This window comes from Paraburkholderia caffeinilytica, from assembly GCF_046030355.1.
Lineage (GTDB): Bacteria > Pseudomonadota > Gammaproteobacteria > Burkholderiales > Burkholderiaceae > Paraburkholderia > Paraburkholderia caffeinilytica_B.
In genome coordinates this window covers 15426-40762 of the sequence record NZ_JAQQCQ010000022.1, presented here as the reverse complement: position 1 = coordinate 40762, position 25337 = coordinate 15426, and the positions used below count along the sequence as shown (strand labels likewise).

Here is a 25337-nt window from a genome sequence, read left to right as displayed (position 1 = left end):
TTAAGGTGGCCTCAAAGCGTTTCCAGCAGTTCCTGAAACCGATCAGGATTCAAGTCCCGCCCGCACTCGGGGAGGGCATCGAATATCTTCTGTACAAAAGCGCAGTCGGCCCGTTTGCGGCCCTGTGCCTTGTATAGCTGCGCAAGACTAACTGCTGCGCGAAATTCGAACAACCTGGCACCCTGTTTCCTTGCCAGTCTTATTGCCGCTATCAGGAGCGACTCAGCTTCTTCTGGCGCGTAGTGACTACCGTTTGTCTGACCAAGAATTTCAGCCTTGATCCGCGACAGTTCGGGGTGGTACCAGTACTCGCCAGTAGTTTCGCAATGTTGCAGGGCAGATGCCAGCACGGCGAGCGCGTTGTCTGCCATCCCGGCGCGTGCAAAGACCGTGGCCATCATGCCCTGGAGCAACGTCAAGGGTGCCAGATAACCGGTTTGACACATTTCTGAGGTGGACTCGTCGAACCGGGCAGCCAGTTGGTCGTCGTACTCGTCCATCAACGCCACCAGAACGGAAAAGCATTGACCGCACTTCTTCCAGATTTCGAATCCAAATCTCATCAGGAGGTTTTGCAGAAACCCGATTGCCGAGCGGAGAAGTTTGCAGTCGTTTGTGAGGAGCGACATGGGAAGAACGGATTCGACCAGCACATAGGCGGTGGTCATTCCCTGATCGTAGGTAACGGCCTCGTCGAGCGTATCGATGCATAGCTGACGCGCTTCATCAATCCTGCCCTTCACCAGAAGAATGCGGGACACGGTCGCCTGGGCAACGATCCGATGATTGATTCCCACACCGACGACATCGCGCCCATGTATCGGGTGTACATAGCGAGCCAGCATCCGTTTGATTCGATCATGGGCTTCGAGCTGGTTTCCGCAATAGTGCTCTGCGATACCAATGATTCGCTGGGCCAGAATCAGATGAGGTTCGTTTCCATCCCGAAGGGCGAGTTCTTCAAAGCGTATTGCGTTGCTCAGGGCATCACGCGGTCTTCCGCCGTATTGATACCAATTCCACTGTCCCCATAACGCGCGTGCCTCGAACCACGGTTCCTTCTCGGCAATGGCCAAATCTCTAACTTTGGCCCATGTCTGGAGCGTCTCTCCGGTCGGCCCTTCGACGTAGACGAGTCCAGAGGCGTACGCGGCAAGCAAGCGCAGTGTGGTCCCGCGTTCGGCGGCCGATGGGGCATCTGCAGTGACTGCGTGCAGAGCTTGTGCAGACCAGCTCACGCATTCCGTTACCAGCGACAGGTCGAACAGACTCGGCACGATGAGCGCCGCCAGTTTTCGCCCAAGCGCAGCGTCTCCCGTCGCGGAAAAGCTCCAGCTTAACGCGGCGCGAAAATTGTCGAAACGCCGCAGTATTTCGGTGAGTGAGTCTTCAACGGGTCTTGCTTCTGCGCTGTCCTGCATGCAGGCGAACTTATGGCAGAGGTAGAGAGCGCGTCGACGTTCCGTCGCATTGAGTTCTCCGTCGTCGATTAATCGCTGCAATGCATAGCTGCGGGTAGTTTCAAGCAACCGGTATGGCGTCTGCGGTTTTGCCGAGTCGAGCGCGACCAATGATTTGTTCACCAGCGCGAAGATTGCCTCGCTGATATGTTCAGCAGCAATTCCCTCCGATTCGGCTACGGCACACGCATCTTCTAACGAAAAATCCCCGCGCAACACCGCCAGGCGATTAAGTACCAGCCGTTCTACTTTCGAGAGCAGCTTGTAGCTCCAGTCGAACGTAGCCTTCAAGGTCTGGTGGCGCGGAAGAAGGGCATCGCGATAGCCACCGGTCAAGGTCTGAATGCGAGCATCGATGTTCTCGGCAAGAATTCTGATTCCGAGGATTGCCGCGCGTGCTGCGGCCAATTCAATCGCCAGAGGGATGCCATCGAGCCGTTTGCAAACTTGCCCTATCAGCTCCAGGGCGCTCATGTCGGAACCAAATCGCGGATCGACGGTACGTGCTCGCGCCAGGAAAAGCTGAACAGCGCCGCGTTCTAAAACCGAGGGCCCCAGTTCTTCGTTTCCGGGGACGTCGAGTGGCTCGACGTTACATTGCCGCTCCTCAGGGATGCGAAGGGATTCGCGGCTGGTTGCGAGCACCTTGCACAAGGTGTTGGATGAAACCAGACGGTGAACAAAATCAGCCGCTGCATCGATGATGTGTTCGCAGTTATCAAGGATGAGCAGGGTTCGGTCCCGGCCAATCAAACTGAAAATGGCATCCGTCGCTTTGGAATCCCTTGGAATCGCAAAACCCATGGCGGAAGCTACGGCTGCAGGAATCGCGTCGGGGTCGGTCTGTTGGGCAAGCTCGACCATCCACACGCCGCCTGGGTAGCGCCCGGTGCTCAGCCGGCCAACTTCCTGTGCGAGAGACGTCTTGCCTATGCCGCCTGTGCCTACCAAAGTCACCACGTTATGTTGTTCGAGCGCCTCGAGAATCTGTCTAATGCATTCCTCGCGCCCAAACAAGTGCGAGCCGTAGGCGCGCGCCGTCTCTTCGGGTGTTATCCCGACAGAAAGCCTGTCGTTGCGGGCAACGTCCTCCGACGCGTCCGATCGCAGTAACCGATATCCCTGGCCCGAAACGCTGACCAGCAGCCTTCGATTGTCGCCCAACAGTCTACGCAGGGTAGAGACGTGGACATGAAGATTGTTTTCCTCGACGACCGTGGTGGGCCAGACCTCCCGCAACAAGTCTGATTTGGTCACCAACGCGCCGTTTGCCTTGAGCAACACGAACAGCATGTCCAGCGCGCGTGCCCCCAGGGTGACGAGTTCGCCGTTGGCATAGACCTCCCGTCTTTCGGGGAGAATAGTGAGGTTCCCAATCCGAATCATTGTGCAAGGCTCTTTGCTGGAACTTGGATGCCGTGAGTGCGGACCGCCGCAATGGCAGTGGGCTTGTGGACTTCAACTATCCGACTGTCGTGTCGTGGACTGCTTGTCGGGAAATCTCACCTTTGTATAGGGTGCTGCGTGTCTTGCTGGTATCGATGTGATGACATCGCTTCAGCCTGGTGCTCCGGCAGGCCGGCTATAGCATTGCGGTATTGGAGAGGACTAACCCTGGTTGATGCACGGCGACTGAGAGAATCCCTACATTTGTTAAGCAATGTAAAACAGTATTGCACCCACAAGGTGCATTTTCAAGACGTGGAATCGCATCCACCGCCCTCAACGGGCTGAGATTTCAAGCCTGTTCCTACGCGAAGGTGGACCGGGGGGCTGCGCAGGAAATGCGCGTCGCCCATGCATTCATAGATAACGTCGCATAGTATATTTAAATAAGGGCGCGAACCAATAGGTGTGCTCGCCTCCTCTTAGCGTGTGAGAGGACTTCTCTTCTCTCTAACGCTCAAAGGAGATGCAAAATGTTCTATGTGAAGAATGTCCCAGCATGGGAACGCGTTGTTCGTGTCGTGGCAGGCGCCCTCGTGATTGCACTGGCAGTGACCTTCCTCAAAGGGCTGGTAGCCGCTGTCGTAGCGGTCGCGGCGGTCGGTATCGTCGTGTCGGGGCTGGTCGGTTTCTGCCCCGCATGCGCTTTGGTCGGTCGTCGACTGTCGAAGCAACAGGCCAGGCATTGAGATGGAACCCGGTGAACAGAAGCTGGCAATCATCGAGGCAGCCCGCGCCGGTGACCCACAGGCACTGGAGAGACTCCTGCGCCTGTGCCAACCGGATATACGCCGGTACGCGCAACGCAACTGTCTGATTTCGGATGTTGACGATGCCGTACAGGAAGCGCTGCTCATTCTTGCGCGCAAGTTCTCTACGGTGCGAGCCACCGCGGCATTTTCCGGGTGGCTGTTCAGCATTGTTCGCCGGGAGTGTCGTCGCCTCGGTCGAAGGGCGTTCGATTTCGACCCCTATGACGAGGAAGCAGTGGACCGCTGGCTCGGCAATCGTGACAACGATGCCCTGCGCCGGGAACTGGTCGACGCGTTGGAATCGTTGCCGGCGGACTATCGCGACGTGCTGCTGTTACGAGATTTCGAGGAACTGACTATCGCCGAAATCGCGGAACGTATGGGCACAACGGTACCCGCGACCAAAAGCCGGCTCCACCGCGCCCGCACCATGGCGCGTGAATACCTGCTCGCCGGATAGTGGCCCGGCTACCATCCGTACTTCATTTCTACGCCGATATAGTCGGCGTTGCTGCCGCCGGCGTTTCGAATTGAATCGCCCACCTGAAAATGCACGGCCTCCACGGAACCGACGAGATTCGAAGCAATGGTCCAGTCCGCACGAACCTGCGCGTACATGCCGGTCCATAGGCTGCCGTGTCCCGCCGTGCCGGGCACGACTGCGCTGCCCTGTTGATAGACCGCATCGCCGGTTGTTTCGCGCCATTGAAAGCCCAGCGCCGCGAGAAGTGTCAGTCGGCTGGAGGGCTTCAGGGTGATGGATGGCTTGACGTGGATAACGTTGGCGTAGCCGGTATAGCCAGCCAGCGTGAAGTAGTACCCGTTTGGAAATAAAGGATTGAAGGTTTCTATCCGACCATCGCCGGGATGCCTGTCGCCGGAAGCGGCGTCCACTTGCACGCCGACTCTGGGTGACCACGGCATGTCGAGCGTATATCCCGCCAGCGAGCCGACCGCCCACGCGCCAATGGTTTTTTGACCGACGTGCCCAGTCTGGAGCATCGTTTCGACGTCCCAGTCTGTTCGCCCGGCTTTTCCTGTATATCGCAGGTCGAACACGTCCCGGTGCTCATCGCCCGTGGCATCCAGGAAGTGGGCGCCCGTTCGGTTGTAGCGCGAGTAGTAACCCGACAGATCGCCGGGCCCGATGTTTTGCCGCTCGAATCGCACGCCGCTGAACGTCAGATTCCGGTTGGAGACGTCGTCGAACGTCGTCACATCGCGGTTTTGTACCGGCTGCGTCGCATAGCCTATAAAGCGCCACTTCTCATACTCGTAGTCGGCCCATATACCGTCATAGGATTGCCGCACGTTCGGACCGTCGCGTACGGAAATGAAGCGTTGCAAGTCGAACGCCATTTCCTGGCGCCCAATCCTGAACTTCACTGTCCCGCCGCCCAGAGGGCTGACCCAGGCGACAAACGCCTGTTCAAGATCGAGAGGATTCTTGTCGACCGGACTCACAGAATCTTTGCCGAAGGGCCGCGCATCTTCCAGCTGGACAAAAAATTGCAGGTGGGACCCTATCCGTGCGTCCGCACTGACCTCCGCCCGTTGGATAAGATAGGTATCCGATCGACCCGAACCTATCCCGAAGAGCGGTGCATCGTTGACCTCGACACGCTCGCGCAGATTCGCGCCCAACGACAGGTAAGAGGATGGGTCACCGCCGAGCGGGATGTACTTCAGGCTGTCCAGCGGTTTTCTGGGAACACAGGGATTGGCGAGCACAGACCAATCCTCCTGCCAGCGATTGAACATCACGGCCGGACGCTTGACCGGACATTCAGAAGTCGCTGTGGCGGCGCCGGAAGCGATCTCCTCGGCGTCCGCGCGAGCGGCATCACTCAGGCCAAGCGCCAGACCCGCAGCTGCAAGGTAAGTAATCGCCGCAGCGTGAACGAGATGCTGCGGCTTCGACCTTGCAATGGTCATTGGGCCGCCGTGTCGTGGATTTCCGCTATGTAGCCGCCGGGGAACTCAACGATGGCGGACTTGCCGATATCGGTTTGAAACGGCTGCGACAGCACTTTCGCGCCATTAGCCTGGGCTTTTTCCAGCGTTGCGCCTAAGTCCGCAACCTGATAACCCGTCGTGTCGTGACCAAAGGGGTAGGGCAGCTTTCCGTCGGTCACGAAGACGACCATCTTTCCGAATCCGGACTGGATGCGGAGGCGATGGACGGTCTCGCCCGGGCGTCCGATTTCGCCGGCGTCCGCGCTTCGATTGTCCGAGACAATTTTCCCGTGCGAGAACCGGATGAAACTGCGGACAAACTTCCCGCTGGCTTCCTTCGATACATACACCCGGTTATCGGGGATCGTTTCGAGAGGCGCATAGGACGGCGCCTTGGTGTGCCAATACAGTTGCATGTTGACGCCGCCCGGCCACTGAATGATCGCATCCTTGCCGATGGGGTCGTCGAACGTCTCGACAAGAACATCAGCGCCTGAAGCGCGAGCTGCCTTGACGGCCTTATCGATATTGTTCACCAGATACCCGTGCCGTTCCAACCCGAAAGGGTAGGGTATCGGTGTCTGGAACGCGAAGACCGATAACATGCCAACGGGAGTTTGCACATACTGCGAGGCGGTCTTGCTCGGCGTAGGGGTTACGGTGAAGACGGCTCGTGGCGACGCCTTTCCGCCGAATGTGGCGACAAAGCTGTTCACGAACGCGTCGATGTCTTCGTTCGAAACGTAGACATGCGTTGTGTCGTACTGAGGTCCGACCGAAACGCTCGGTGTCGCTGCTGTGCCTGTTTGATAATCCGCTTCGGCGTACGCGCCTGCCGGTACAAGTCCCGTAAGCAGAAGTGCACAAGTGATACCCGCTATTGAGAGCAAGCGAGACAATAACGTGTGTGCCATGAAAAGCTCCTGAGTTTCGCTAGTAAGTGATTTGATGGACGGCAGTGCCCGTCCCGTTTATTTCCGCTATACAGCAGGACCTGACGCACTGGGCCGGGGCGTTGCACTGGGCTCGCCGCCCCGGGTGGATACCGCGAGCCAGACGAGTACCGCCAGCGGCAACAGAAGCGCCCAGAAAGAAAAAAGCCGATACATGCCAGCACCGAGCATTGCGCCTACGGCAAAACAGATCACTGCCTGCAGCGTCTTGGCAAGACGTGCTCGTGCGACGGATCGGGTGTCAGCCGTCGTCTTGCGCGAAGCGATATCCAGCACGTCAAGCACGGCCTGAGTCACGTTTCCCGTCATGACCGTATGCGGGACACCCGGTCGCGTGACGAGCCGGGCGTGAGCGTTCTGGACACCCATTGCGGCCGCCCCCAACATGCCGCAGAGGACAACCGGCATCTTGTCGACGTCGACAACGGGTGCAACCTTTACGCCGAGCAGGCAAAAGCCAAGCAGCAAAATAGCCTGGACGCTATACAGCAGACATGCACTTCGCAACGCTCCCTCTGGATGAATCGTCTTGATCAATACGCTGCTTAGCATTACTCCCGCAATGAAAGCGGGAAACGCCATCAACTTCATCAGCACGCCTTGACCGTAGCCGGCAACTTCAGCGCCGATGAGAATAAAGTTTCCCGTCACGTGGGCCGTGAAGAGCCCGAACAGAGCGACGAACCCGAGCGTGTCGACGAAGCCGGCAATCACAGCGAGAGCGTTGTCTTCGTACTTCATTCCTCGCCTCTTCTGGCGTCCGTCGTCAGCGTCGTCGTGTTTGTTTGACCATTGGCTTGTGATACTTGCGCCACATGGGTGGACGGAAATAGCTGGGCGCGGATTACCGGCACCGCATGCTCGCCCAGCACAATCCCAAGCAATCCGGCAAGCGCGATGAGCGGCGGCGCGGGTGACTGCACACGCACGAGCCAATAGAGCAAACCGACCACAAAGCCTGCACCCAGTGAAATCAGATAAGGCATTTTCCACCTCGCACTCAAAGTTCGACGCTCGCAACGAAGGTCATCTTCATTCGGTCCATGCGGAGCCCAGGATACGCCCGCAATAATTGACACGCCGATAGTCCGGGTCGCAACGGTCCAGTATGTCGGCGTTGACAGTCCCGAATGTGGTTTCAGGGCGGCTCGTCATGCCTTCCGCGAACGCTTCGATGACGAGCGACTTGAATGCATGCCCCCGCGGATAGGCAATCACGATAGCGGTCCGCTTGCTCTCTTCAACTTCGTCGAAATGCATCGCCATCAGGTCCGTCTCGATGCCTGCGTTCAATAGACCGACTAGCGGTGAAGGATGATCACTGATGCCGAAGGTCGTATGTAGTGCGATGGCACTCCACACATCGTGAATAGCCGTCTCAGACACGCCGTGGCTCCGCAAAAACTTTCCGGCGGCATCGGCACTGTCGACCTCGAATCGCCTTTTCGACTCCCGGCACAGCGGGCCGAGCCCATAGTGAAGAAACATCGACGCAACGTAGAGCAACTCAGGGTCAAACGACATCGACCGTCGGTGACCGATCAGCGATGCGAAAAAAAATGCCCGGCAAGCGTGACGAAACAAGATGTCCGGACCCGATTCGCGAACGATGCTCGTCGCCGCGCATGCCATTGCGCTGTCCGGGATTGCTATTCCGGCTACACACACCGCCATAGCGACTCCTTTCGCCGGTAATGTCCGGCCCTCTCAATCCGCTCAGTGCGGCTCTCGGGATTGTGTCCCGGTGACCGAACGTTCGAGCGACCCTGTTTCATTCGCGACGTGAAGAAGCGGTGCGGAAGCTCGCCGGCACGTCGAATTTTCAAGTCATGTCATCCGTCTCACGCTGCGACGAAGATGCGCTTCAGCGTCACGCCGATTCCCGTCAGTGCGACGTGCGTCCTGACGAGATTTCGTGCCTCCGGTCCAGGCTGTACTTCCCAGGTCCAGCAATGGCGATCGTTCCGAACAGGATGAGCAACATCCAGGCGAATTGCCCTTGCGCCAGCGTCCAGTCACGATGAACAACAATCAAGGCGATCAGCGTGACGATGAGAATCGGCACGGCCGCGAAACGGGTGCCGAGGCCGAGAATCATGAGCGGCGGACAAATCACTTCTGCGAATATCGCGAACCCGATGGAAAGGGTTCTTCCAAGGTGGAACGGGTCCTCTATCGCGGCCGCTTCGCTCGTGTAATGAAGAACCTTCGGCAAGCCGTGTACCGCGAGCACCAGAAGGCTTGCCGAGACGCGCAGAAACAGCAATCCGAGGTCCACCGGGAAGGGACTGTTCGCAGTCTGTACATTGCTCATATAACGAGCTCAAGAATGATTGCGCGCCTGGCGGCTGTCGTCGCAGCGAGGCGCACGCATTGTCAAAAGGCGAAGCAGCTACAACCCAAGGCTCCCCAGAACGCGTTGCTATCGCCGGCGGGTACGTTACTGCGCCATGCCCACGCATGCCCATGCGCGTGTACGCCGCACAGATTGACGCAGCCGTCGACGCATGCCTGGCTATTCATTGCAGCGGGCTTGTAGCGGCTATATCCACCGAATTCAGCTACGGGCGACCAGGACGGGCTGACCGGCAACGCGGGCGGCGAAAGCTGACTGAACTCATCATCGGCGTGCACGATCTTTCCGCCGACAACCGTCAAAACCGAGGTCAGGTACTTGATCCGAAGCTCATCGCACGTAAAAAAATCTTCAGTCAACGCGGCGAAGTCAGCGAACTGGCCTGGAACGAGTGCGCCCTTACGGTCGTCCTCGCCCGAGAACCAACTGCTGCCCACGGTATACCGGCGCAGTGCCTCCATCCGGTCCAACTGGTTGTCGCGGCCATAGAGTTGGGTGCCGCCCACCGTCTTGCCGGAAATCATCCAGTAGAGTGAGACGAACGGGTTGAAGCTGGCGACGCGGGTTGCGTCTGTCCCCGCGCCCACCGGAAGCCCGGCGGCGAGCATTTTCTGAATGGGCGGCGTCGTGGCTGCAGCTTCGGCCCCGTAGCGGTTGATAAAGTATTCGCCCTGATAGGCCATTCGATGTTGCACGGCAATACCACCGCCGAGCGCAGCGATGCGGTCGATATTGCGTTGGCTGATGGTCTCGCAGTGGTCGAAGAACCAGCGCAGACCGTCGAACGCCACTTCCTGATTGACGCGTTCGAACACGTTCAGGAAGCGGTCTATGGATTCGTCATAGGTTGCATGCAGCCGGAACGGCCATCGGTTCTGCACGAGCAGTTTCACGACAGCTTCCAGTTCCGCTTCAAGCGATGCGGGCAAATCGGGCCGCGGTTCGAGAAAGTCCTCGAAGTCGGCGGCGGAAAACACCAGCATCTCGCCGGCGCCGTTCATTCGCAGAAAATCATCGCCGTCGCCGGGCTTTGTCATCTTCACCCACTTGGCGAAATCGTCAATTTCCTTCTTCGCGTTTTGAGTGAACAGGTTGTACGCGATACGCATTGTCAGTTCGCCGCGCTTCGCGAGATTCATGATGACCGCGTAGTCGTCCGGATAGGCCTGGTAACCGCCCCCTGCGTCGATTGCACTGGTGATGCCAAGACGGTTCAGCTCCCGCATGAAATGACGTGTGGAGTTCGTCTGGTCCTCCAGCGGCAACTTGGGGCCTTTGGCGAGTGTCGCGTAAAGCAGGCCGGCGTTCGGTCTCGCAATCAGCATCCCGGTGGGATTTCCCGAGCGGTCGCGCTGGATTTCGCCGCCCGGCGGGTTCGGCGTATCTTTGGTGTAGCCAACGGCCCGGAGCGCCGCGGAATTCAACAGCGCGCTGTCATAGAGATGAAGAATGAAGACCGGTGTATCAGGCGCAATGGTGTTAATTTCTTCGAGCGTCGGACCACGCTTTTCGGCGAACTGAAGTTCATTCCATCCGCCAACAACACGTACCCATTGCGGCGCAGGCGTCTTCGCGACTTGACGGCGCAGCATGTCGAGCGCGTCGGCGAGCGAGGGCACGCCGTCCCAGCGGAGCTCGAGATTGAAGTTGAGCCCACCTCGAATTACGTGAAGATGTGAGTCGTTCAATCCAGGAATGACGGTACGGCCGTTGAGGTCGACCTTTTGCGTCTGCGAGTTGGCGCGTTGCATCACGGCCGCGTCGTTTCCCGTCGCCAGAACCTTGCCGTCCTTGACCGCAACGGCTGTGACGAACGAGCGCTTCTCATCCTGCGTGGCAATCTTGCCGTTGAAGAACACGGCGTCCGCGTACACCGCGGCATCGCTTTGCACTGTCATGTCATCCTCGTACGGTAACGCCCGGCGCAAGAGGCACCGGGCCGATGCGTTAATCGACGGACCGATTAACCCGCTTCGCTGGCGTGCTCGCCGAGAATCTGCTTGGCATAGCGAACGCCGATACCGTAGGCGCTATGCGCCTTGAAGATATCCATGCACCCTTCGTATGTTTCGCCACGCGCCCAGTCACGCTGGAGTTCGCACATGAACTGCAACGACGTCATGGGAACGGCGCCCGCCTGGATGATGCGCTGGACAGCGCGTTCGTGGGCTTCCTCCGTGATGTCTCCGCAGGCGTCCGTTGGCACGTAGATTTCATAGCCTTCGGCGAGCATCTGCACGGATGGGAAAGCGACGCAGACTTCAGTCCAAAGTCCCGCGATGACAATTTTCTTCTTGCCCGTTGCTTCGATTGCCTTGCGGAAGTTTGCGTCTTCCCAGGAGTTCATGGAGGTTCGGTCAATCGGTTTCAGTTCCGGGAAGACGGACTGCACTTCCGGCAGGAGGTGGCCACTGAAGGTATCGGCAGCGATCGTGGTCAGGATGGTGGGGACTTTGAACAGCTTCGCGGCTTTCGCCAGAATCTGAATGTTCTGCAGCACGCCCGTTCGTTCATGCGAATGCGTGCCGAAAAACATCTGCGGTTGATGATCGATTAGCGCGAGAGCACAAGTATCGGGGGTGAGCAGTTCGTGCGCCATGGAGGGCTCCTTCAGTTCACTCGACAAGGGGTCATCACGGCGCATCCCGCGACCATGAGGGACTCGACTGTTACGTCCGGCCCCGCAGTTCAAGCGCAGCCGACGTCGTTTCGATGTCGATCAAAGAGTAAGACGATGGCATCTGAAAGTCCTTTCACAATCCTAAAAAGTTCTAAAAGGTGCGATAGCAAACCCGCGACGCATCCCCGGCAGGCAATTGCGGAGGCGCTTTGCGGCCGGGCAGCTTTTCATCGCTGGCTTGCGCCTGCTCCTTGGCTAGTGGTAGAACTAAGGGGGCGGCATGCTGGCAGCAACGACGAGCACATCGAAAAAGGCGAAGGTTATGGATCATCCATTACTGGCAGGGTATGCGCTCGTAGCAGTCGACCTGTTACTGTGGAGATTCAGATTTCCGTTGAACGAGAACGGCCGACTGTTCGCTCGACTCTTCGTCTTCGCTCTGCTGTCCGCACTTCTGTTCAGCACAGGTCTTAATCCTCTATCGCAACCCGGCTTTGCGCAGTCAACGGCCCTGCGCATCGCGGGACAGATTCTCGAAGTCATCTGGTGGCTCACTGGGGCACGCCTCCTGTCGCTTGCGCTCGATTCGCTACTGCTACCCAAGACGTGGCGCAAGCAGCGTCTTTTCCAGGACGTGTTCGGCGCCGTTGTCTTTCTCGCGGCGATTGTCGCGGCGCTCGCTTTTGTATTTGAGTTGCCTATCCGGGGTGTGGTCGCAACGTCGGGAGCCCTCGCTATCGTGCTCGGCCTTGCGATCCAGAGCACGCTGAGCGACGTCTTTGCGGGTATCGTCATCAATACCACCGAGCCGTATCAGATCGGTGATTGGGTTGCTATTGACGGTGTTGAGGGTAAGGTTCTCGAGATGAACTGGCGGGCCACCCATCTCCTCACAGGACACGGCAACGTTGTCATCGTGCCAAACGCTGTGGCCGCAAAGACGAAAATCACGAACAACAACCGGCCGCCTGCGTTGCACGGCGTCAGCGTCGTGCTGGAGATATCGCCTGAGGAACGCCCCGGGACCGTAATCGCCGCGCTGGAAAACGCGCTGGCGGCGATATGCTCCATCTTGCGGACGCCGGCCCCCTATGCGCAAGTCAAGAAGACCGATGTCAATTCGATTCAGTATGAGGTGACCGCCTACGTCGACGATATGGGCAGGAAGCTTGCGGTCTCCAACGAACTCTACGACCTTTGCTATAGGCATCTGGCGGCAGCGGGCATCGACCTGCGCCCGCTCAGCGTGGCGGGCCCGGTTCGTGAATCACTAGACCCGAGGGAGCGGCTTCTTCGTCGCATCGACCTGTTTGCAGCGCTTGAAAGCGATGACGTCAAACGCCTCGCGGCTCATCTGACACGACAGGAGTTCGACGTCGGGCAAATGCTGATGGATGAAGACACGGTCCCGGATTCTCTAAGCATCGTCGATTCCGGTGTGCTGTCCGCGACCATGGAAGAGCAGGGCGGTCAGGTCGAGGTGGGCCGTCTGGGTCCCGGTGATTCTGTTGGCGAAGCCGGATTGTTGGCCGGTTTGCCGGCCAAGGTCAGGATTACAGCGCTCAGAAGGAGCGTCGTCTATCAACTCAAGAAGGATGACCTTACGCCTATCCTCAAGAACAACCCGGAAGTCGCGAAACGGATGTGTCGCCTGTTGTCTAGCCGGCAGGAGACGTTGGGCAAGCTGTCCACTTCGGTTCTGCCGGCCGCCGCGCCGGAGCAGTCAGTGTTTCAGTGGCTGCTCGAGAAGGTTCGGACACTTCACTCGCTGACCTAGTGCCGGTGGCACGCTCTGCTGGCCTGCGGTTCCAGCGCATAGGCACAACGCATAGACACAGCGCATCGGCAGGATGAACCGAAGGCATTTTTATATCTCGGTGTTAACCCTTATCATGCGACGGTCGTAGCAGGTTTCCTGCTGTTGGCGTATTAATGCGCTGACGTAGGGCCAATGCGCGTTCTTGTTTTGGGAGCCCACCGTCCGGATGCTGAATCGCAAGTCCAACCCTTCGCCACGCTGGTCGAGCCGCCTGTACGCGCTCGTCACCGCGATCTACCGCGGCCGGCCGGTATGGATGGTGTCGTTTTCGACGAGCGAGGCCAATCTGTCGGAAGGGCTGAGAGCCGCGTGTGCGTCGACCGCCATGCTGGTGATCGGCAATCTGCTGCACGATCCACTTTTCGCATGGGCTGCGATCGGCGCTTTCTGGACCTGTCTCGCGGACGCAGCCGGCTCGAATCGCACACGCTTCGCCTCGATGATGGGCTTCGCGCTTCTGTCCACCGTGTGCGGCGGCGCGACTGCCTTCGCGTCAGGCGAAGGGACCGTGTTTGCGGCGCTCGCCATTCTGGTATTCACGACGCTCGGCGCGTTCGGCAGGATCTGGGGCGCGGCGACATCGCAGGTGACGATTCTCACGGCAACCGCCTGCGTCGTGATGGTCGACCGTCCCGTGCACGACCTTCGGCAAGGTGCGGCGTTTCTCGGCATCTACCTGGCCGGATGCCTGTTTGCCGTCGTGCTCAGCTTGACCGTCTGGCGCATTCATCCGTTCGGCACGAGCCGCGCTTCGCTGCGTGCCGTGTATGTGCGCCTCGCTGACATCGCATTCGACAGCGCACGCCTGCTCGAGCAGCGCGCGGCCTCCGGGCAGTGGGCCACGCACGCCGCGAAATTTCGCGCCGATGCACGGGTTTCGCTGGAGCGCTCGCGCAAGGCCCTCGCGAACGTGCCTGGCTCGAGAACGGCCGGCCGGGAGACCTACGACAATCTCCTCGCCCTGCTGACCGACAGTGAAGCGCTTTTTGCGTACCTGATCGCGGTCACGGGCGCTTGCGAAAAAACGCCAGACGATGCCCTTCGTATCAGACGCACGGCTCGCCTGTTGACCGGGCTGGGCGAGGTGCTGCGAAGAATCGGCTCGGCCACCCAGGACGCGCAATGGAACCGCCTCGCCGGCCTGCAACTTCGTTTGCGGCGTCTTGCGCAGCGGCTCGAATCCGCGCTGATGGAACCCGTGACATTGAAGTCCGACTTCGAACTGGTCGATTTCGCGCCGACGATGGTCGAGCCGCCCGGATGGCCGGAGAGTGCCGTCAGACTGCTGACGCGAACGTGGTCGACCCTCAAGGCAAACCTCTCCGTTCAATCGGTCGGCTTGCGTCACGCCGCGCGCGTCGGCGTGACGACGACGGCGGGCTTTCTGGTCATCCGGGCGCTCGGGCTTCCCTTCGGCTACTGGGCCACCATGGCGACGCTGCTGATCCTGCAGCCGTCTATTGCCGCGACCTGGCCACGGAGTATCGAGCGCGCGGCCGGGAGCATCGTCGGCGGCGTGCTGGCGGCCGGTATCGGCTATGCGATCCATTCGCCTCTCGGCATTTCATTGGCGGTCTTTCCGCTGGTGGTGGCCACGATGGCGCTGCGTCCCGTCAGCTACAGCCTCTTCGTGCTGTTTCTGACGCCGACCTTCGTGCTCGTGGCCGACTTCGCGACGCCCGGCGCCAGCGAATTCACCTACGCGCTCATGCGGCTCGGCAACAACGTGCTTGGCTGCGTACTGGCGCTGCTGGCAACGTTCTATCTATGGCCGACGCGAGAAAAAGTCGACTATCGCGCCTATCTGCGCGAAGCGGTGCGGGCCAATCTCGCGTATCTGCGGGCGGCACTCGAGTCGCCGGATCGAAGCGGGAAGGAGATGGAACGCATGCGCCGGGCCGCTGGATTGGGCAGCAATAACGCCGAGGAAGCCATCGGCCGCATTCGACTCGAAAAGCTCGAGGACTCGATGGTCGATACAGTGACGCTGACGGTGCTGAGCGTGTTGCGGAAAATGGCGGGAACGGCGACGCAACTACGGCTGAGTACGAACCGGCGCAGCATGCACGATGAACTCGGTGCGTGGATCGCGGCCGCGAGCGCTGACATCGAGGCGGCGTTGAATCGAACCCTGCGGCCGATACGGCGCGATCTGCCTGCGCGAGACCAGCTGACGTCGCTGGAGGCGGACGCGGTGGGCGAAATCGCGCTGATGCATCGGTTGCTGACAGAGCGTATGCGCGAGGCGAGGGGCTAGGTGGTGAGCAGAAGCGTCCGCGTTGGCATGCTCGGCTGACGCTCGCTTCGCAGCCAGAATGTGCGTTGCGAAGCGAAATCGCTGTCAGCGCGTGCCGGTTTCTTCTTCTGCTTTCTCGGTGGCAGCCGGCTCGGGTTCGGGCGGCGGCAACACCGATTCGAGCGTGCGCAGTCCGGCGGCCAGCGCGCGCTTTTCCGAAGGCGACAACCGCTTGACCCAATACTCCGCACTCGACGCGCTCGATCGATTCGTCAACTCGAACGAGGCCAGCACCTGCACCGGCTTGCGCGAACGCGTATAACGCGCGCCCGCGCCGCTCACGTGCTTGTCGAAACGTGCCTGCACGTCGGTGGCGATGCCGGTATAGACGCTGCCGTCCGAGCATTCGAGCAGATACAGAAACCACGCCATGAGTACGCTTCAGCCTTTGAACGGATTGTGTTCGCGCAGCTCGTCCACATACGCGTGGATGCTGTTCTTTTCGTTATCGAGGAAGTGCCCGACCGCATCGGCGAAGGCCGGATGCGCGAGCCAATGCGCCGAGCGCGTCACGGTGGGCAAAAATCCACGCGCCATCTTGTGCTCGCCTTGGGCGCCGCCTTCGAACGCACCGAGCTTTTCTTCGATGCAGAATTCGAGCGGCTGGTAGTAAGCGGTTTCGAAATGCAGGCAGGGTACGTGTTCCAACGCGCCCCAGTAACGGCCATACAGCGTGCCGCCGGTTTTCTCATCGCGCTGATAGACCACGAGCGAACTGGCGATCGGCTTGCCTTCGTATTCGGCAATCACCAGCAGCAGATTTTCCGGCATCGACGCGCCGATCATGCGGAAGAAATCGAGGTTCAGATACGGACTCGAAAAGTGTTCACGGTAGGTCTGCCGATAACACTTGCTGAAGAATCGCCAGTCGGCGTCCTGGATATCTTCGCCGCGAATCCGCCGCATGGTCACGCCGGCTTCCTGTACTTTGCGACGCTCCGCGCGGATGTTCTTGCGCTTCTTCTGTTCGAGCGTGGAGAGGAAATCGTCGAAGTCGCGATAGCCGTCGTTCAGCCAGTGAAATTGCACGCCTTCGCGCTGCATCATGCCCATGCCGGTCAGCGCAGCGCTTTCTGTTTCGGTCGGAAACAACACATGCAGCGACGATACGTCGGCTTGCTCGGCGAACGCCATCAACGTCGCGGCGAGATGCCTGAGGGCGTGCGTATCAGCGGATAACAGCCGGTTGCCTTGCACCGGCGTGAACGGCACCGCGCACAGCAGCTTCGGGTAATACGGCAGACCGTTGCGCTTGTACGCATCGGCCCAGGCCCAATCGAAGACATATTCGCCGTACGAGTGCCCCTTCAGATACACGGGCGCGGCCGCCGCGAGCTTGTCCGTGCGCGGGTCGGTGAGCGTGACGAATTGCGGCGCCCAGCCGGTATCGGCGACCGCGCATCGGGTCGCGTGCAATGCGCTCAGGAACTCGTGCCGCAGAAACGGCGTGGGTTGAGCCTGCTGGGCGAGGAGGGCATTCCATTCCGCGGCGTCCACCTCGGAGGGCGACGCCAGAATGCCCGTGCGATAATCAAAGCGTTCCTGGTTCAATCTGTGTGACTGTTCCCAATGAGCGACGCCACGCGTGGTGCGATGCGCCGTTCGTTTATCCGATTTGTCCGTTGCCGTCGAGCTAACCAGCCGCGGTACTCGCAAGCCCTTTGGCTTGCCTGCCGATCCTGCCATGAAGACCCGAATCGCTCTTGCTCAAATCAATGTCACCGTCGGCGACTTCGCCGGCAACGTCGCGAAGATTGTCGCCGCCGCGCGCGCCGCGCACAACGATGGTGCGAAGCTGCTGATCGCGCCTGAACTCGCGCTCTCCGGCTATCCGCCCGAAGATCTGCTGCTGCGCCCTGCGTTCTACACCGCGAGTGCGGCGGCGCTGGCCGATCTGGCCGCGCAACTCAAGCCGTTCGCCGGCTTGCATGTGGTTGTCGGCCATCCGCTGCGTGATGCAACACACGCTGTGACCCACGCGGTGACACACTCGGCGGCACACAGCGCGGCGCACGGCCATGGTAATGCAAACGCGCCGATCGAGCGCGGCGTCCCGCCGGTCGATACCTTCAACGCGGCCTCGCTGATCGTCGGCGGGGAGGTGGTCGGCACCTATCGCAAGCAGGATTTGCCCAATACCGAAGTGTTCGACGAGAAGCGCTACTTCGCTTCCGACCCGAAGCCGTTCGTGTTCGAACTGGACGGCGTGAAGTACGGCGTGGTGATTTGCGAGGACGCGTGGCATGCGTCGGCCGCGCAAATGGCGAAGGCGGCGGGCGCGCAAGTGCTGCTGATTCCGAACGGCTCGCCGTATCACCTGAACAAGGAAGCGGTGCGCTTCGACATTCTGCGCGCGCGGATTCGCGAAACCGGCTTGCCCATGGTCTACGTGAACATGGTCGGCGCGCAGGACGAACTGGTGTTCGACGGCGGCTCGTTCGTGCTCGATGAAAAGGGCGAACTGGTCGCGAAGATGGCGCAGTTCGAGGAAGGCAACGCGATTGTCGAGTTCGACGGCGGCAAGCCGGTGCCCACGGCGATCGCGCCGGAGCTTTCGCTGGAAGCGCAGGTGTATGCCGCGCTCGTGATGGGTGTGCGCGACTACATCAACAAGAACGGTTTTCCGGGCGCGCTGATCGGCTTGTCGGGCGGGGTGGATTCGGCGCTGGTGCTGGCCGTCGCGTGCGACGCGCTGGGCGCGGACCGCGTGCGCGCGGTGATGATGCCGTCGCGCTACACCGCGGACATTTCCACCACCGACGCCGCCGAGATGGCGCGCCGCGTCGGCGTGCGTTATGACGAAATCGCAATCGCACCGATGTTCGACGCGTTCCGTAGCTCGCTGGCCGATGAATTCGCGGGCCGTGCCGAAGACGCCACCGAAGAAAATATTCAGGCGCGTATTCGTGGCACCTTGCTGATGGCGCTGTCGAACAAGTTCGGCTCGATCGTGCTGACCACCGGCAACAAGAGCGAGATGGCGGTGGGCTACTGCACCCTGTACGGCGACATGGCCGGCGGCTTCGCGGTGATCAAGGACATTGCCAAGACGCTCGTCTACAAGCTGTGTCACTACCGCAATCAGGCCACTACGTTCAGCAAGCAGAACGTGATTCCCGAGCGGATTCTGACACGCGCGCCGTCGGCCGAACTGCGCGAGAACCAGACCGACCAGGACAGCTTGCCGCCGTATGAAGTGCTCGACGCGATCATGCGCATGTATATGGAAGAGGACCGCTCGCTTGCCGAAATCATCGCTGCCGGCTACGCGGTCGACGACGTGAAACGCGTCACGCGCCTCATCAAGATCAACGAATACAAACGCCGTCAGGCGCCCATCGGCATTCGCGTCACGCATCGCGCGTTCGGCCGCGACTGGCGTTATCCGATTACCTCGCGCTACACCGAGCCGGTGGAGTGAGTTGAAACGACCGGCTGCTGCGGACTTGTCCCCTGGCAGACCAGAAGCGCGCCGGATTGCCGCAACGCATCCGGCGCGGCGTAGAATAAAAATCATCCATTTCCCTTTCAACCTTCCAATCACGAGATGAGGTCCGCCATGAAGCGCATCACTGCAGTCATCAAACCGTTCAAACTCGACGAAGTGCGCGAGGCGCTCGCTGAAGTCGGCCTCACGGGGTTGACCGTGACGGAAGTCAAAGGCTTCGGCCGGCAAAAAGGTCACACCGAGCTCTATCGTGGTGCAGAGTATGTGGTCGACTTTCTGCCGAAGGTGAAGATCGAAGTGGTGGTCGCGGACAATCAATGCGATCAGGTGATCGACGCGATCATCGGCGCGGCGCGCACCGGCAAGATCGGCGACGGCAAGATTTTCGTCGCGGACGTGGAGCGTGTGATCCGGATTCGCACGGGCGAGGAAAACGAAGCGGCAGTTTGAGCGGTTCGACCCGCACGGTTAAGGCGCAAAGTTAAAGCGCAGAGTTGAAGCGCCGGGATTGACCTCCACAGCACGCACGCACCGATCAGGTGCGCCGGAGCAGTGGCAAAACCGCGCGCGCAAATAAAAAACGGTGCGATACCCTTTCGGACATCGCACCGATACGCGCCTCTCGCAGCAGCGTGAAAAAGATTCTCTTGAAGAAATCGTTACATCGCCCCGAAGAAAATTCCCCCGGGGCCCACCGTTCGATTAGAACGAGTGTTGAATACCTGCGTACACGCCAGTTTGGCTATGACCCGGCAGCGGGTTATCCGTGCTGACTGCTGTGCCCGCGTTATTCGCATTCAGGCCGTAGTTAGCCGTCTTGCTGTTTTGCGTCGTGGCGACCTGGAGATCCAGCAGCGTGCGCTTGGACAGGTTGTACGAGCCGCCGACCGTGTAGATCGTCGCATTGCCTGCGCCATTGTTGCCGTTGACGTGATAGACCGCTGCGATCAGCGCTGCAGCCGGCGTTGCTTGCCACGTCACACCGCCCCATTCATGATCGAGCGTGGTCGGCGTGCCCGGCAGAACACCCGTCGCACCTGCCGAACGGACAGCCTGGTAAGCGGCCTGAATCTTGAACTGGCCGAGGAACACGTTCAAGAGAGCCGAGTATTCACGCGATGCCGCGAATACGCCGGTTCCGATGTTGGCCGTATTGACGCCCGTGCCGCTCGGGCCGTACAGGCTACCGTTAGCCGGGTTGCGGATTTCGTCGTACAGGCCGCGAACCTGGAACAGCGAGTTCGTGTAGGTGATCTGTGCGCCGGCTTCGCGACCTTGAGCGGTCGTGCCGTTACCGTTCCAGCTCGTTGCGTTCGACAGCGCGTATTGACCGTAGAAGTCAAAGCCTGCGACCTTCGGCGACTGGTAGGCGAAGTTGTTGCTCGATTGCGGCCAGTTGCGGCCACGCACCAGCGATGCCGACGACCAGTTCGATTGACCGAACGGGTCGAAGTCCCACACGCCGTTCGAGATATAGAGCATGCGGCCCATCGTGAACGTACCGTACTGGTCGTTCGACAAGCCGACAGTTGCCCAACGATTGAAGAGACCGCCGCCGCCAGGGCCTGCGCCCGTCATGGTGTTGAAGGAGCCTTCCAACTGGAACAGGACCTTGTTGCCGCCACCGATGTCCTCAACGCCCTTCAAGCCCCACAGGCTCGTACCCCAGTCGCCGCTTTCTGCGCGCCAACGGTTCGTGCTGCCAGTTGCCTGACCGTTTGCACCAACGCCTTGCGGAACGCCCGTCATGTATTCCAGGCCAGCGTCAAGGCGGCCGTACAGCGTCACGCTGCTTTGGGCGTGCGCAACTACACCGGCTGTCATCAACGCAGCGGCGAGCAAAGCTTTCTTCATCTTCTCCTCCATACCCTGTCAAAAAGTGAAACCCAGTACTGCGAATGGTGTTCGGACGCAGCACGCCGAACAGAAATCGGTACCAGGGAGATTAGCGGGTGGATTGGGTCTCCTGCCGTGACGGATAGCCTCAGCGGGCTATTCTTCGCGCCATGCCGATCCCTCGCCGACCGGTTCTCCTCTGTTGCTTTGAAGTGAAACTACTTTTAATGAACTTTGTTTTGCTACTTTGGTTACTAATTTATCAAAAATACCCTGGAGTGGGAGAAGAAATTAGTACCGGCTTGGGCCGGTGTCTCCAAATTGCAATACGAATGTGTGCAAGGAACCGTTACGATATCCCCAAAAAGACGGGAAACCCTTGTGCCGTAAGGGAATCACGGATTGGGACGGGGGATGTCAAGGATTGCCACTATTGACGCCTCAAATCCGGCAGAGTAAGGCGGGAGGAGGGCGGCCCGAGGCGGGTTCGGGCCCATTTTCGCGGCCAGAACGGCCGGAATGCACAGGTGAGCGAAGTAAAAAAGACGCTCGTAAGCGCCTTGTAATGCTACTTTGACTACAGCCCAAATATCGGGCTGTCCGGCGGTCTTATTTGAGGCTGCCGGAGAGGAACTGCTTGAGCCGTTCGCTCTTCGTGTTTTTGAAGACTTCGTCCGGATGGCCTTCTTCTTCGACGCGTCCTTGGTGCAGGAACATCACGTGATTCGACACGTTGCGCGCGAACGCCATCTCATGGGTGACGACGATCATCGTGCGGCCTTCTTCGGCGAGCGTCTGCATGACCTTGAGCACTTCGCCGACCAGTTCGGGATCGAGCGCGGAAGTCGGTTCGTCGAACAGCATCACGTCGGGGTGCATCGCCAGCGCACGCGCGATCGCGACGCGTTGCTGCTGACCGCCCGACAGATGCGACGGATACTGCTTCTCGAGACGAGGCGCGAGGCCGACTTTCTCCAGATACTCACGCGCCCGCTCTTCGGCTTCCTTGCGCTTCAGACCCAGCACGTTGACCGGCGCCTCGATGATGTTCTCGAGCACGTTCATGTGCGACCACAGGTTGAAGTGCTGGAACACCATCGACAGCCGGGTGCGCACGCGCTGCAACTGCTTCGGATCGGACACGCGCAAAGCGCCGTTCTTGCCGAGCTGCGTGCGGACTTCTTCGCCGTCGACAAAGATGCGCCCGGAGTTCGGCTGCTCGAGGAAGTTGATGCAGCGGAGCATGGTGCTCTTGCCCGAACCGGACGAGCCGATCACACTGATTACGTCGCCGGCGTTGGCCTTTAGCGAGACGCCCTTGAGGACTTCGTTGTCGCCGTACTGTTTGTGAAGCTCGTCGACGAAGAGCTTTTGCTTCTTGGTGTTCATCAGGATCCTTGGCGGCCTTACTTGCTTGGGGGCGCGGTGCCCTTCTTAATTACTTGCCTTGCGGCCGCAGGTAAGCGAGCCAGCGGCGCTCCGCGCGGCGGAACAGCCACACGAGCGCAAAAGAAATGAACAGATAGAGCAGGGCGGCGATACCAAACGCATTGAACGACTGGTACGTGGCCGAGTTCACGTCGCGGGCGATCTTGAGAATGTCCGGCACGGTCGCGGTGAACGCGACGGTGGTGGCGTGCAGCATCAGGATCACTTCGTTGCTGTAGTACGGCAACGCACGGCGCAGCGCCGACGGCAGAATCACGCGCCGGTATAGCGTGAACGACGACATGCCATACGCGCGCGCCGCTTCGATCTCGCCATACGGTGTGGCCTTGATCGCGCCCGCGAAAATCTCGGTGGTGTACGCGCAGGTGTTCAGCGTGAAGGCGAGCAGCGTGCAGTGCATGCCGTCGCGGAAGAACGCGTTGGTCAGCTCGTGATTGCGGATGATTTCGAGGCTGTACAGGCCGGTGTAACAGAGCAGCAGTTGCACGTAGAGCGGCGTGCCGCGAAAGATGTACGTATACAGCCACACCAGGCCGGCGAGCCACTTCTTCTTCGACACGCGCGCGACCGCGAGGGGGATCGACAGGCAGAAGCCGAGTCCGATCGACACCACCAGCAGCCACAGCGTGATCACGACACCGGTGAGACGGTAGCCGTCGGTATACAGATAGTTGCGCCAGTATTCCTGAATGATCTCGATCATAGATCCGCCTTTCGCACGCCAGTCGAGTAACGCTTTTCGAGGTACATCAGCACGAAGTTGGACACTGTGGTGATGACGAGATAGATCGCCCCCGCGAACAGGGTGAAGAAGAAGAACCGCAAGGTGCCCTTGCCGGCATCCTGCGAGGCCTTGACCACGTCGGCAAGACCGATGATCGACACCAGCGCCGTGGCTTTCACCATCACCTGCCAGTTGTTGCCGATGCCGGGCAGTGCGAAGCGCATCATCTGCGGGAACATGATCCGCGAGAACACCTGCCAGCCGGTCATGCCGTAGGCCGCGCCCGCTTCGAGCTGGCCGCGCGGCACCGCGAGGAATGCGCCGCGGAAAGTCTCGGTGAAGTACGCGCCATAGATGAAGCCCAGCACAGCGACGCCGGCCACGAATGGGTCGATGTCGATCTGGTCCCAGCCGAGCAGGTCGGTCAGGTTATTCAGCCAGATCTGGATGCTGTAGAACAGCAGCAGCATCAGCACCAGGTCGGGCACGCCACGCACGAGCGTCGTGTAGACGGTGCCGACTCCATTGGAGAAGCGGTTTTTCGACAGTTTCGCCGCCGCGCCGAGCAGGCCCAGCACGAAAGCGAACGCCAGCGACAACACCGCCAGTTTGACGGTTTGCCAGGTGCCGTTGAGAAGCAGCGGGCCGTAGCCTTGAAGGAACATAGAGGGTCCTTGACGATGCGTTTGCGACGCACCGCGAAAGACGCGGCCAGCTGTGCGCCGCGTTTGCCGCGAGCCTGGGCTCGCCGTTTCCTGCGGCGCACAGCGCACCGCTGTGCAAATCATGACTGCATGGCCGTTGCCGGTCTTGCAGCGCGCTTTTCGACTCTCGTTGTGAATCGGGGTTGAAGCTGTTTCTGAAACTGCCGTCGAAGCGGCTTCTAAATCTCTTGCGACTGTATTACGAAGCCTCGGGAAAGCCCATGCGGGCGAGCCCCGAGTGAATGACCCCGCTCAACGACCAGGATAAATATCGACGTCGAAGTACTGCTTTTCGAGCTTCCTGAACGTACCGTCCTGGTGCACCTGCGCCAACGCCTGGTTGAACATCGCTTTCAGCTCGACGTCATCCTTGCGCAGGCCGATGGCCGTGCCGTCACCGATCGTCTTCGGATCTTTCACTTCCGGGCCGGCCCAGGCGAAGCCTTTACCGCGCGGCGTTTTCAGGAACCCGGCGTCGGCTTGCAATTCGTCCTGCAGCGCGGCGTCGAGACGCCCCGACGCAATGTCGGCGTACACCTGATCCTGATTCTGGTAGGACACCACAGTCACGCCTTTGGGTTGCCAATACGCCTTGGCATAGGCCTCCTGAGTCGAGCCTTGTTCGACGCCGACATGCTTGCCCTTCAGCGATTCAGCCGTGGGCAGCAGCGGGGAGCCGGCTTTGGCGATCATGCGGGCCGGCGCGTCGAACAGCTTGTCGGAGAAATCGATCTGTTCGCGGCGCTTGTCCGTGACAGTCAGCGACGACACGATCGCGTCGAATTTCTTGCCTTTTAACGCCGGGATGATTCCGTCCAGATCCTGCTCGACCCACACGCACTTAACGTTCATTTTGGCGCACAGCGCCTTCGTCAGATCGACGTCGAAACCGATGACCTGGCCGCTGGCCGCCGTCGATTCGAACGGCGGGTAGCTGGCGTCCACCCCGATGCGCACGGTTTTCCATTCTTTTGCCATGGCGCCGGTGGCCATGACGGCAAGCGCCACGCACAGTGCGGCCTTCTTCATGTTTCTCCTGGATCAAACTGATCGTCGTGGTGCGCCGATCTCGACGACCGCCGGCTCATGGCCGACCGTCGCTATTCTAGGCGGTCAAAATTGTCGCGCTGCGTGTGGGTGCTGCTTCGGGGCCGCCAGCACGCCTTCGGCGCCCACGTGTCTTGAAAAGGGCGGTATTTTACCCGAACAGGGGCAGGGCGCCAGTGCGGGACGCCGCCGGCTGCCAGTGGGCGGGGCAGGCGTTGTGCATGCGCGACGGTGCCCGGCCGCACTCAGGCTGGCTTGTGCCCACGCTCATTTGCGTGAATGCTCGACAAACCGGCGGCCGGCATGGCGAGAAGAGCCGCCGCGCCCGTAGCCCGTCTGGCCGCGCCCGGCGCCCCACCGGCGAGCGATTGCGCGGATTTATGAAACGATCCGGTGCATCGTTGCCGATTGTTTAGCGCGCTTCGCGCCCCTACATTCTGCCCATCGCTATTTACTCACCGGGAGACTCCC

At 60.0% G+C, this 25337-nt stretch carries 22 protein-coding genes; 6 read left to right on the top strand and 16 right to left on the bottom strand.

Features of this window, described 5'->3' with window-relative positions; all coding sequences use genetic code 11:
* Positions 1–11: 11 nt before the first annotated feature.
* Positions 12–2846, bottom strand: coding sequence for an ATP-binding protein (locus PQQ95_RS27735; protein ID WP_408443233.1), 2835 nt, complete (start codon positions 2844–2846; stop codon positions 12–14).
* A 533-nt stretch (positions 2847–3379) separates the two neighbouring features.
* Between PQQ95_RS27735 and PQQ95_RS27730 the strand changes: the two genes are divergently transcribed.
* The gene (locus PQQ95_RS27730) at positions 3380–3595 is read left to right on the top strand and encodes a YgaP family membrane protein (RefSeq protein ID WP_408443231.1); all 216 of its coding nucleotides are present in this window, start codon (positions 3380–3382) and stop codon (positions 3593–3595) included.
* Between the two features lies 1 nt (position 3596).
* Positions 3597–4118: an RNA polymerase sigma factor gene (locus tag PQQ95_RS27725; protein WP_408443228.1), complete on the top strand. Its 522-nt coding sequence runs from the start codon at positions 3597–3599 to the stop codon at positions 4116–4118.
* An 8-nt stretch (positions 4119–4126) separates the two neighbouring features.
* Here the strand turns inward: PQQ95_RS27725 and PQQ95_RS27720 are convergent, their stop codons facing one another.
* The 8 genes from PQQ95_RS27720 to PQQ95_RS27685 all read right to left on the bottom strand — a co-directional run bounded on the left by PQQ95_RS27720 (position 4127) and on the right by PQQ95_RS27685 (position 11522).
* Positions 4127–5593 (bottom strand): alginate export family protein, encoded by a 1467-nt coding sequence (locus PQQ95_RS27720; protein ID WP_408443227.1) that lies wholly within the window; start codon positions 5591–5593, stop codon positions 4127–4129.
* A complete protein-coding gene (locus PQQ95_RS27715) occupies positions 5590–6528 on the bottom strand; it encodes a VOC family protein (RefSeq protein ID WP_408443226.1) in 939 nt (312 codons plus the stop codon). Before PQQ95_RS27715 ends, PQQ95_RS27720 begins: the two co-directional genes overlap by 4 nt.
* Positions 6529–6594: 66 nt before the next feature.
* Positions 6595–7308, bottom strand: coding sequence for a YoaK family protein (locus PQQ95_RS27710; RefSeq protein ID WP_408443223.1), 714 nt, complete (start codon positions 7306–7308; stop codon positions 6595–6597).
* On the bottom strand, positions 7305–7553 hold the full coding sequence (locus PQQ95_RS27705; RefSeq protein WP_408443220.1) for a DUF1427 family protein: 249 nt from the start codon (positions 7551–7553) through the stop codon (positions 7305–7307). The genes PQQ95_RS27710 and PQQ95_RS27705 overlap by 4 nt, the downstream gene beginning before the upstream one ends.
* A gap of 46 nt (positions 7554–7599) precedes the next feature.
* Complete coding sequence (locus tag PQQ95_RS27700; protein ID WP_408443218.1) at positions 7600–8199, bottom strand: HD domain-containing protein; 600 nt, start codon at positions 8197–8199, stop codon at positions 7600–7602.
* A 253-nt stretch (positions 8200–8452) separates the two neighbouring features.
* Entirely contained in the window at positions 8453–8881 is a 429-nt protein-coding gene (locus tag PQQ95_RS27695; protein WP_408443216.1) for a DoxX family protein, read from the bottom strand.
* Between the two features lie 62 nt (positions 8882–8943).
* A complete protein-coding gene (locus PQQ95_RS27690) occupies positions 8944–10821 on the bottom strand; it encodes an amidohydrolase (RefSeq protein ID WP_408443213.1) in 1878 nt (625 codons plus the stop codon).
* 65 nt (positions 10822–10886) lie between these two features.
* Positions 10887–11522 carry a hydrolase gene (locus PQQ95_RS27685; RefSeq protein ID WP_408443212.1) on the bottom strand — a complete coding sequence of 212 codons (636 nt, stop codon included), beginning with the start codon at positions 11520–11522 and terminating at the stop codon, positions 10887–10889.
* Positions 11523–11823: 301 nt separating this feature from the next.
* On the opposite strand from PQQ95_RS27685, the gene PQQ95_RS27680 reads away from it, so the two are divergent.
* Entirely contained in the window at positions 11824–13320 is a 1497-nt protein-coding gene (locus PQQ95_RS27680; RefSeq protein WP_408443209.1) for a mechanosensitive ion channel domain-containing protein, read from the top strand.
* A 208-nt stretch (positions 13321–13528) separates the two neighbouring features.
* Positions 13529–15619, top strand: a complete 2091-nt coding sequence (locus PQQ95_RS27675; RefSeq protein WP_408443206.1) for an FUSC family protein — start codon at positions 13529–13531, stop codon at positions 15617–15619.
* 84 nt (positions 15620–15703) lie between these two features.
* Here PQQ95_RS27675 and PQQ95_RS27670 read toward each other — a convergent pair whose 3' ends face one another.
* Positions 15704–16030 carry a GIY-YIG nuclease family protein gene (locus PQQ95_RS27670; protein WP_408443204.1) on the bottom strand — a complete coding sequence of 109 codons (327 nt, stop codon included), beginning with the start codon at positions 16028–16030 and terminating at the stop codon, positions 15704–15706.
* Between the two features lie 9 nt (positions 16031–16039).
* Positions 16040–17209, bottom strand: coding sequence for a GNAT family N-acetyltransferase (locus PQQ95_RS27665; RefSeq protein ID WP_408443201.1), 1170 nt, complete (start codon positions 17207–17209; stop codon positions 16040–16042).
* Positions 17210–17342: 133 nt separating this feature from the next.
* On the opposite strand from PQQ95_RS27665, the gene PQQ95_RS27660 reads away from it, so the two are divergent.
* Together PQQ95_RS27660 and glnK are read left to right on the top strand one after the other, a co-directional pair.
* Positions 17343–19079 (top strand): NAD+ synthase, encoded by a 1737-nt coding sequence (locus PQQ95_RS27660; RefSeq protein WP_408443198.1) that lies wholly within the window; start codon positions 17343–17345, stop codon positions 19077–19079.
* 138 nt (positions 19080–19217) lie between these two features.
* A complete protein-coding gene (gene glnK / locus PQQ95_RS27655) occupies positions 19218–19556 on the top strand; it encodes a P-II family nitrogen regulator (RefSeq protein WP_006048444.1) in 339 nt (112 codons plus the stop codon).
* A 252-nt stretch (positions 19557–19808) separates the two neighbouring features.
* Here the strand turns inward: glnK and PQQ95_RS27650 are convergent, their stop codons facing one another.
* The 5 genes from PQQ95_RS27650 to PQQ95_RS27630 all read right to left on the bottom strand — a co-directional run bounded on the left by PQQ95_RS27650 (position 19809) and on the right by PQQ95_RS27630 (position 24848).
* Positions 19809–20960 (bottom strand): porin, encoded by a 1152-nt coding sequence (locus tag PQQ95_RS27650; protein ID WP_408443195.1) that lies wholly within the window; start codon positions 20958–20960, stop codon positions 19809–19811.
* 591 nt (positions 20961–21551) lie between these two features.
* Positions 21552–22331, bottom strand: coding sequence for an ABC transporter ATP-binding protein (locus PQQ95_RS27645; RefSeq protein ID WP_408443192.1), 780 nt, complete (start codon positions 22329–22331; stop codon positions 21552–21554).
* Between the two features lie 49 nt (positions 22332–22380).
* Positions 22381–23094 (bottom strand): ABC transporter permease, encoded by a 714-nt coding sequence (locus PQQ95_RS27640; protein ID WP_408443189.1) that lies wholly within the window; start codon positions 23092–23094, stop codon positions 22381–22383.
* Entirely contained in the window at positions 23091–23780 is a 690-nt protein-coding gene (locus PQQ95_RS27635) for an ABC transporter permease (RefSeq protein WP_408443186.1), read from the bottom strand. The genes PQQ95_RS27640 and PQQ95_RS27635 overlap by 4 nt, the downstream gene beginning before the upstream one ends.
* A gap of 291 nt (positions 23781–24071) precedes the next feature.
* Complete coding sequence (locus PQQ95_RS27630; protein ID WP_408443183.1) at positions 24072–24848, bottom strand: ABC transporter substrate-binding protein; 777 nt, start codon at positions 24846–24848, stop codon at positions 24072–24074.
* Positions 24849–25337: the final 489 nt, after the last annotated feature.

Coding starts and splice junctions, on each gene's coding strand:
- PQQ95_RS27735 (WP_408443233.1), bottom strand. CDS start 2,846: ATGATTCGGATTGGGAACCTCACTATTCTCCCCGAAAGACGGGAGGTC.
- PQQ95_RS27730 (WP_408443231.1), top strand. CDS start 3,380: ATGTTCTATGTGAAGAATGTCCCAGCATGGGAACGCGTTGTTCGTGTC.
- PQQ95_RS27725 (WP_408443228.1), top strand. CDS start 3,597: ATGGAACCCGGTGAACAGAAGCTGGCAATCATCGAGGCAGCCCGCGCC.
- PQQ95_RS27720 (WP_408443227.1), bottom strand. CDS start 5,593: ATGACCATTGCAAGGTCGAAGCCGCAGCATCTCGTTCACGCTGCGGCG.
- PQQ95_RS27715 (WP_408443226.1), bottom strand. CDS start 6,528: ATGGCACACACGTTATTGTCTCGCTTGCTCTCAATAGCGGGTATCACT.
- PQQ95_RS27710 (WP_408443223.1), bottom strand. CDS start 7,308: ATGAAGTACGAAGACAACGCTCTCGCTGTGATTGCCGGCTTCGTCGAC.
- PQQ95_RS27705 (WP_408443220.1), bottom strand. CDS start 7,553: ATGCCTTATCTGATTTCACTGGGTGCAGGCTTTGTGGTCGGTTTGCTC.
- PQQ95_RS27700 (WP_408443218.1), bottom strand. CDS start 8,199: ATGGCATGCGCGGCGACGAGCATCGTTCGCGAATCGGGTCCGGACATC.
- PQQ95_RS27695 (WP_408443216.1), bottom strand. CDS start 8,881: ATGAGCAATGTACAGACTGCGAACAGTCCCTTCCCGGTGGACCTCGGA.
- PQQ95_RS27690 (WP_408443213.1), bottom strand. CDS start 10,821: ATGACAGTGCAAAGCGATGCCGCGGTGTACGCGGACGCCGTGTTCTTC.
- PQQ95_RS27685 (WP_408443212.1), bottom strand. CDS start 11,522: ATGGCGCACGAACTGCTCACCCCCGATACTTGTGCTCTCGCGCTAATC.
- PQQ95_RS27680 (WP_408443209.1), top strand. CDS start 11,824: ATGCTGGCAGCAACGACGAGCACATCGAAAAAGGCGAAGGTTATGGAT.
- PQQ95_RS27675 (WP_408443206.1), top strand. CDS start 13,529: ATGCTGAATCGCAAGTCCAACCCTTCGCCACGCTGGTCGAGCCGCCTG.
- PQQ95_RS27670 (WP_408443204.1), bottom strand. CDS start 16,030: ATGGCGTGGTTTCTGTATCTGCTCGAATGCTCGGACGGCAGCGTCTAT.
- PQQ95_RS27660 (WP_408443198.1), top strand. CDS start 17,343: ATGAAGACCCGAATCGCTCTTGCTCAAATCAATGTCACCGTCGGCGAC.
- glnK (WP_006048444.1), top strand. CDS start 19,218: ATGAAGCGCATCACTGCAGTCATCAAACCGTTCAAACTCGACGAAGTG.
- PQQ95_RS27650 (WP_408443195.1), bottom strand. CDS start 20,960: ATGAAGAAAGCTTTGCTCGCCGCTGCGTTGATGACAGCCGGTGTAGTT.
- PQQ95_RS27645 (WP_408443192.1), bottom strand. CDS start 22,331: ATGAACACCAAGAAGCAAAAGCTCTTCGTCGACGAGCTTCACAAACAG.
- PQQ95_RS27640 (WP_408443189.1), bottom strand. CDS start 23,094: ATGATCGAGATCATTCAGGAATACTGGCGCAACTATCTGTATACCGAC.
- PQQ95_RS27635 (WP_408443186.1), bottom strand. CDS start 23,780: ATGTTCCTTCAAGGCTACGGCCCGCTGCTTCTCAACGGCACCTGGCAA.
- PQQ95_RS27630 (WP_408443183.1), bottom strand. CDS start 24,848: ATGAAGAAGGCCGCACTGTGCGTGGCGCTTGCCGTCATGGCCACCGGC.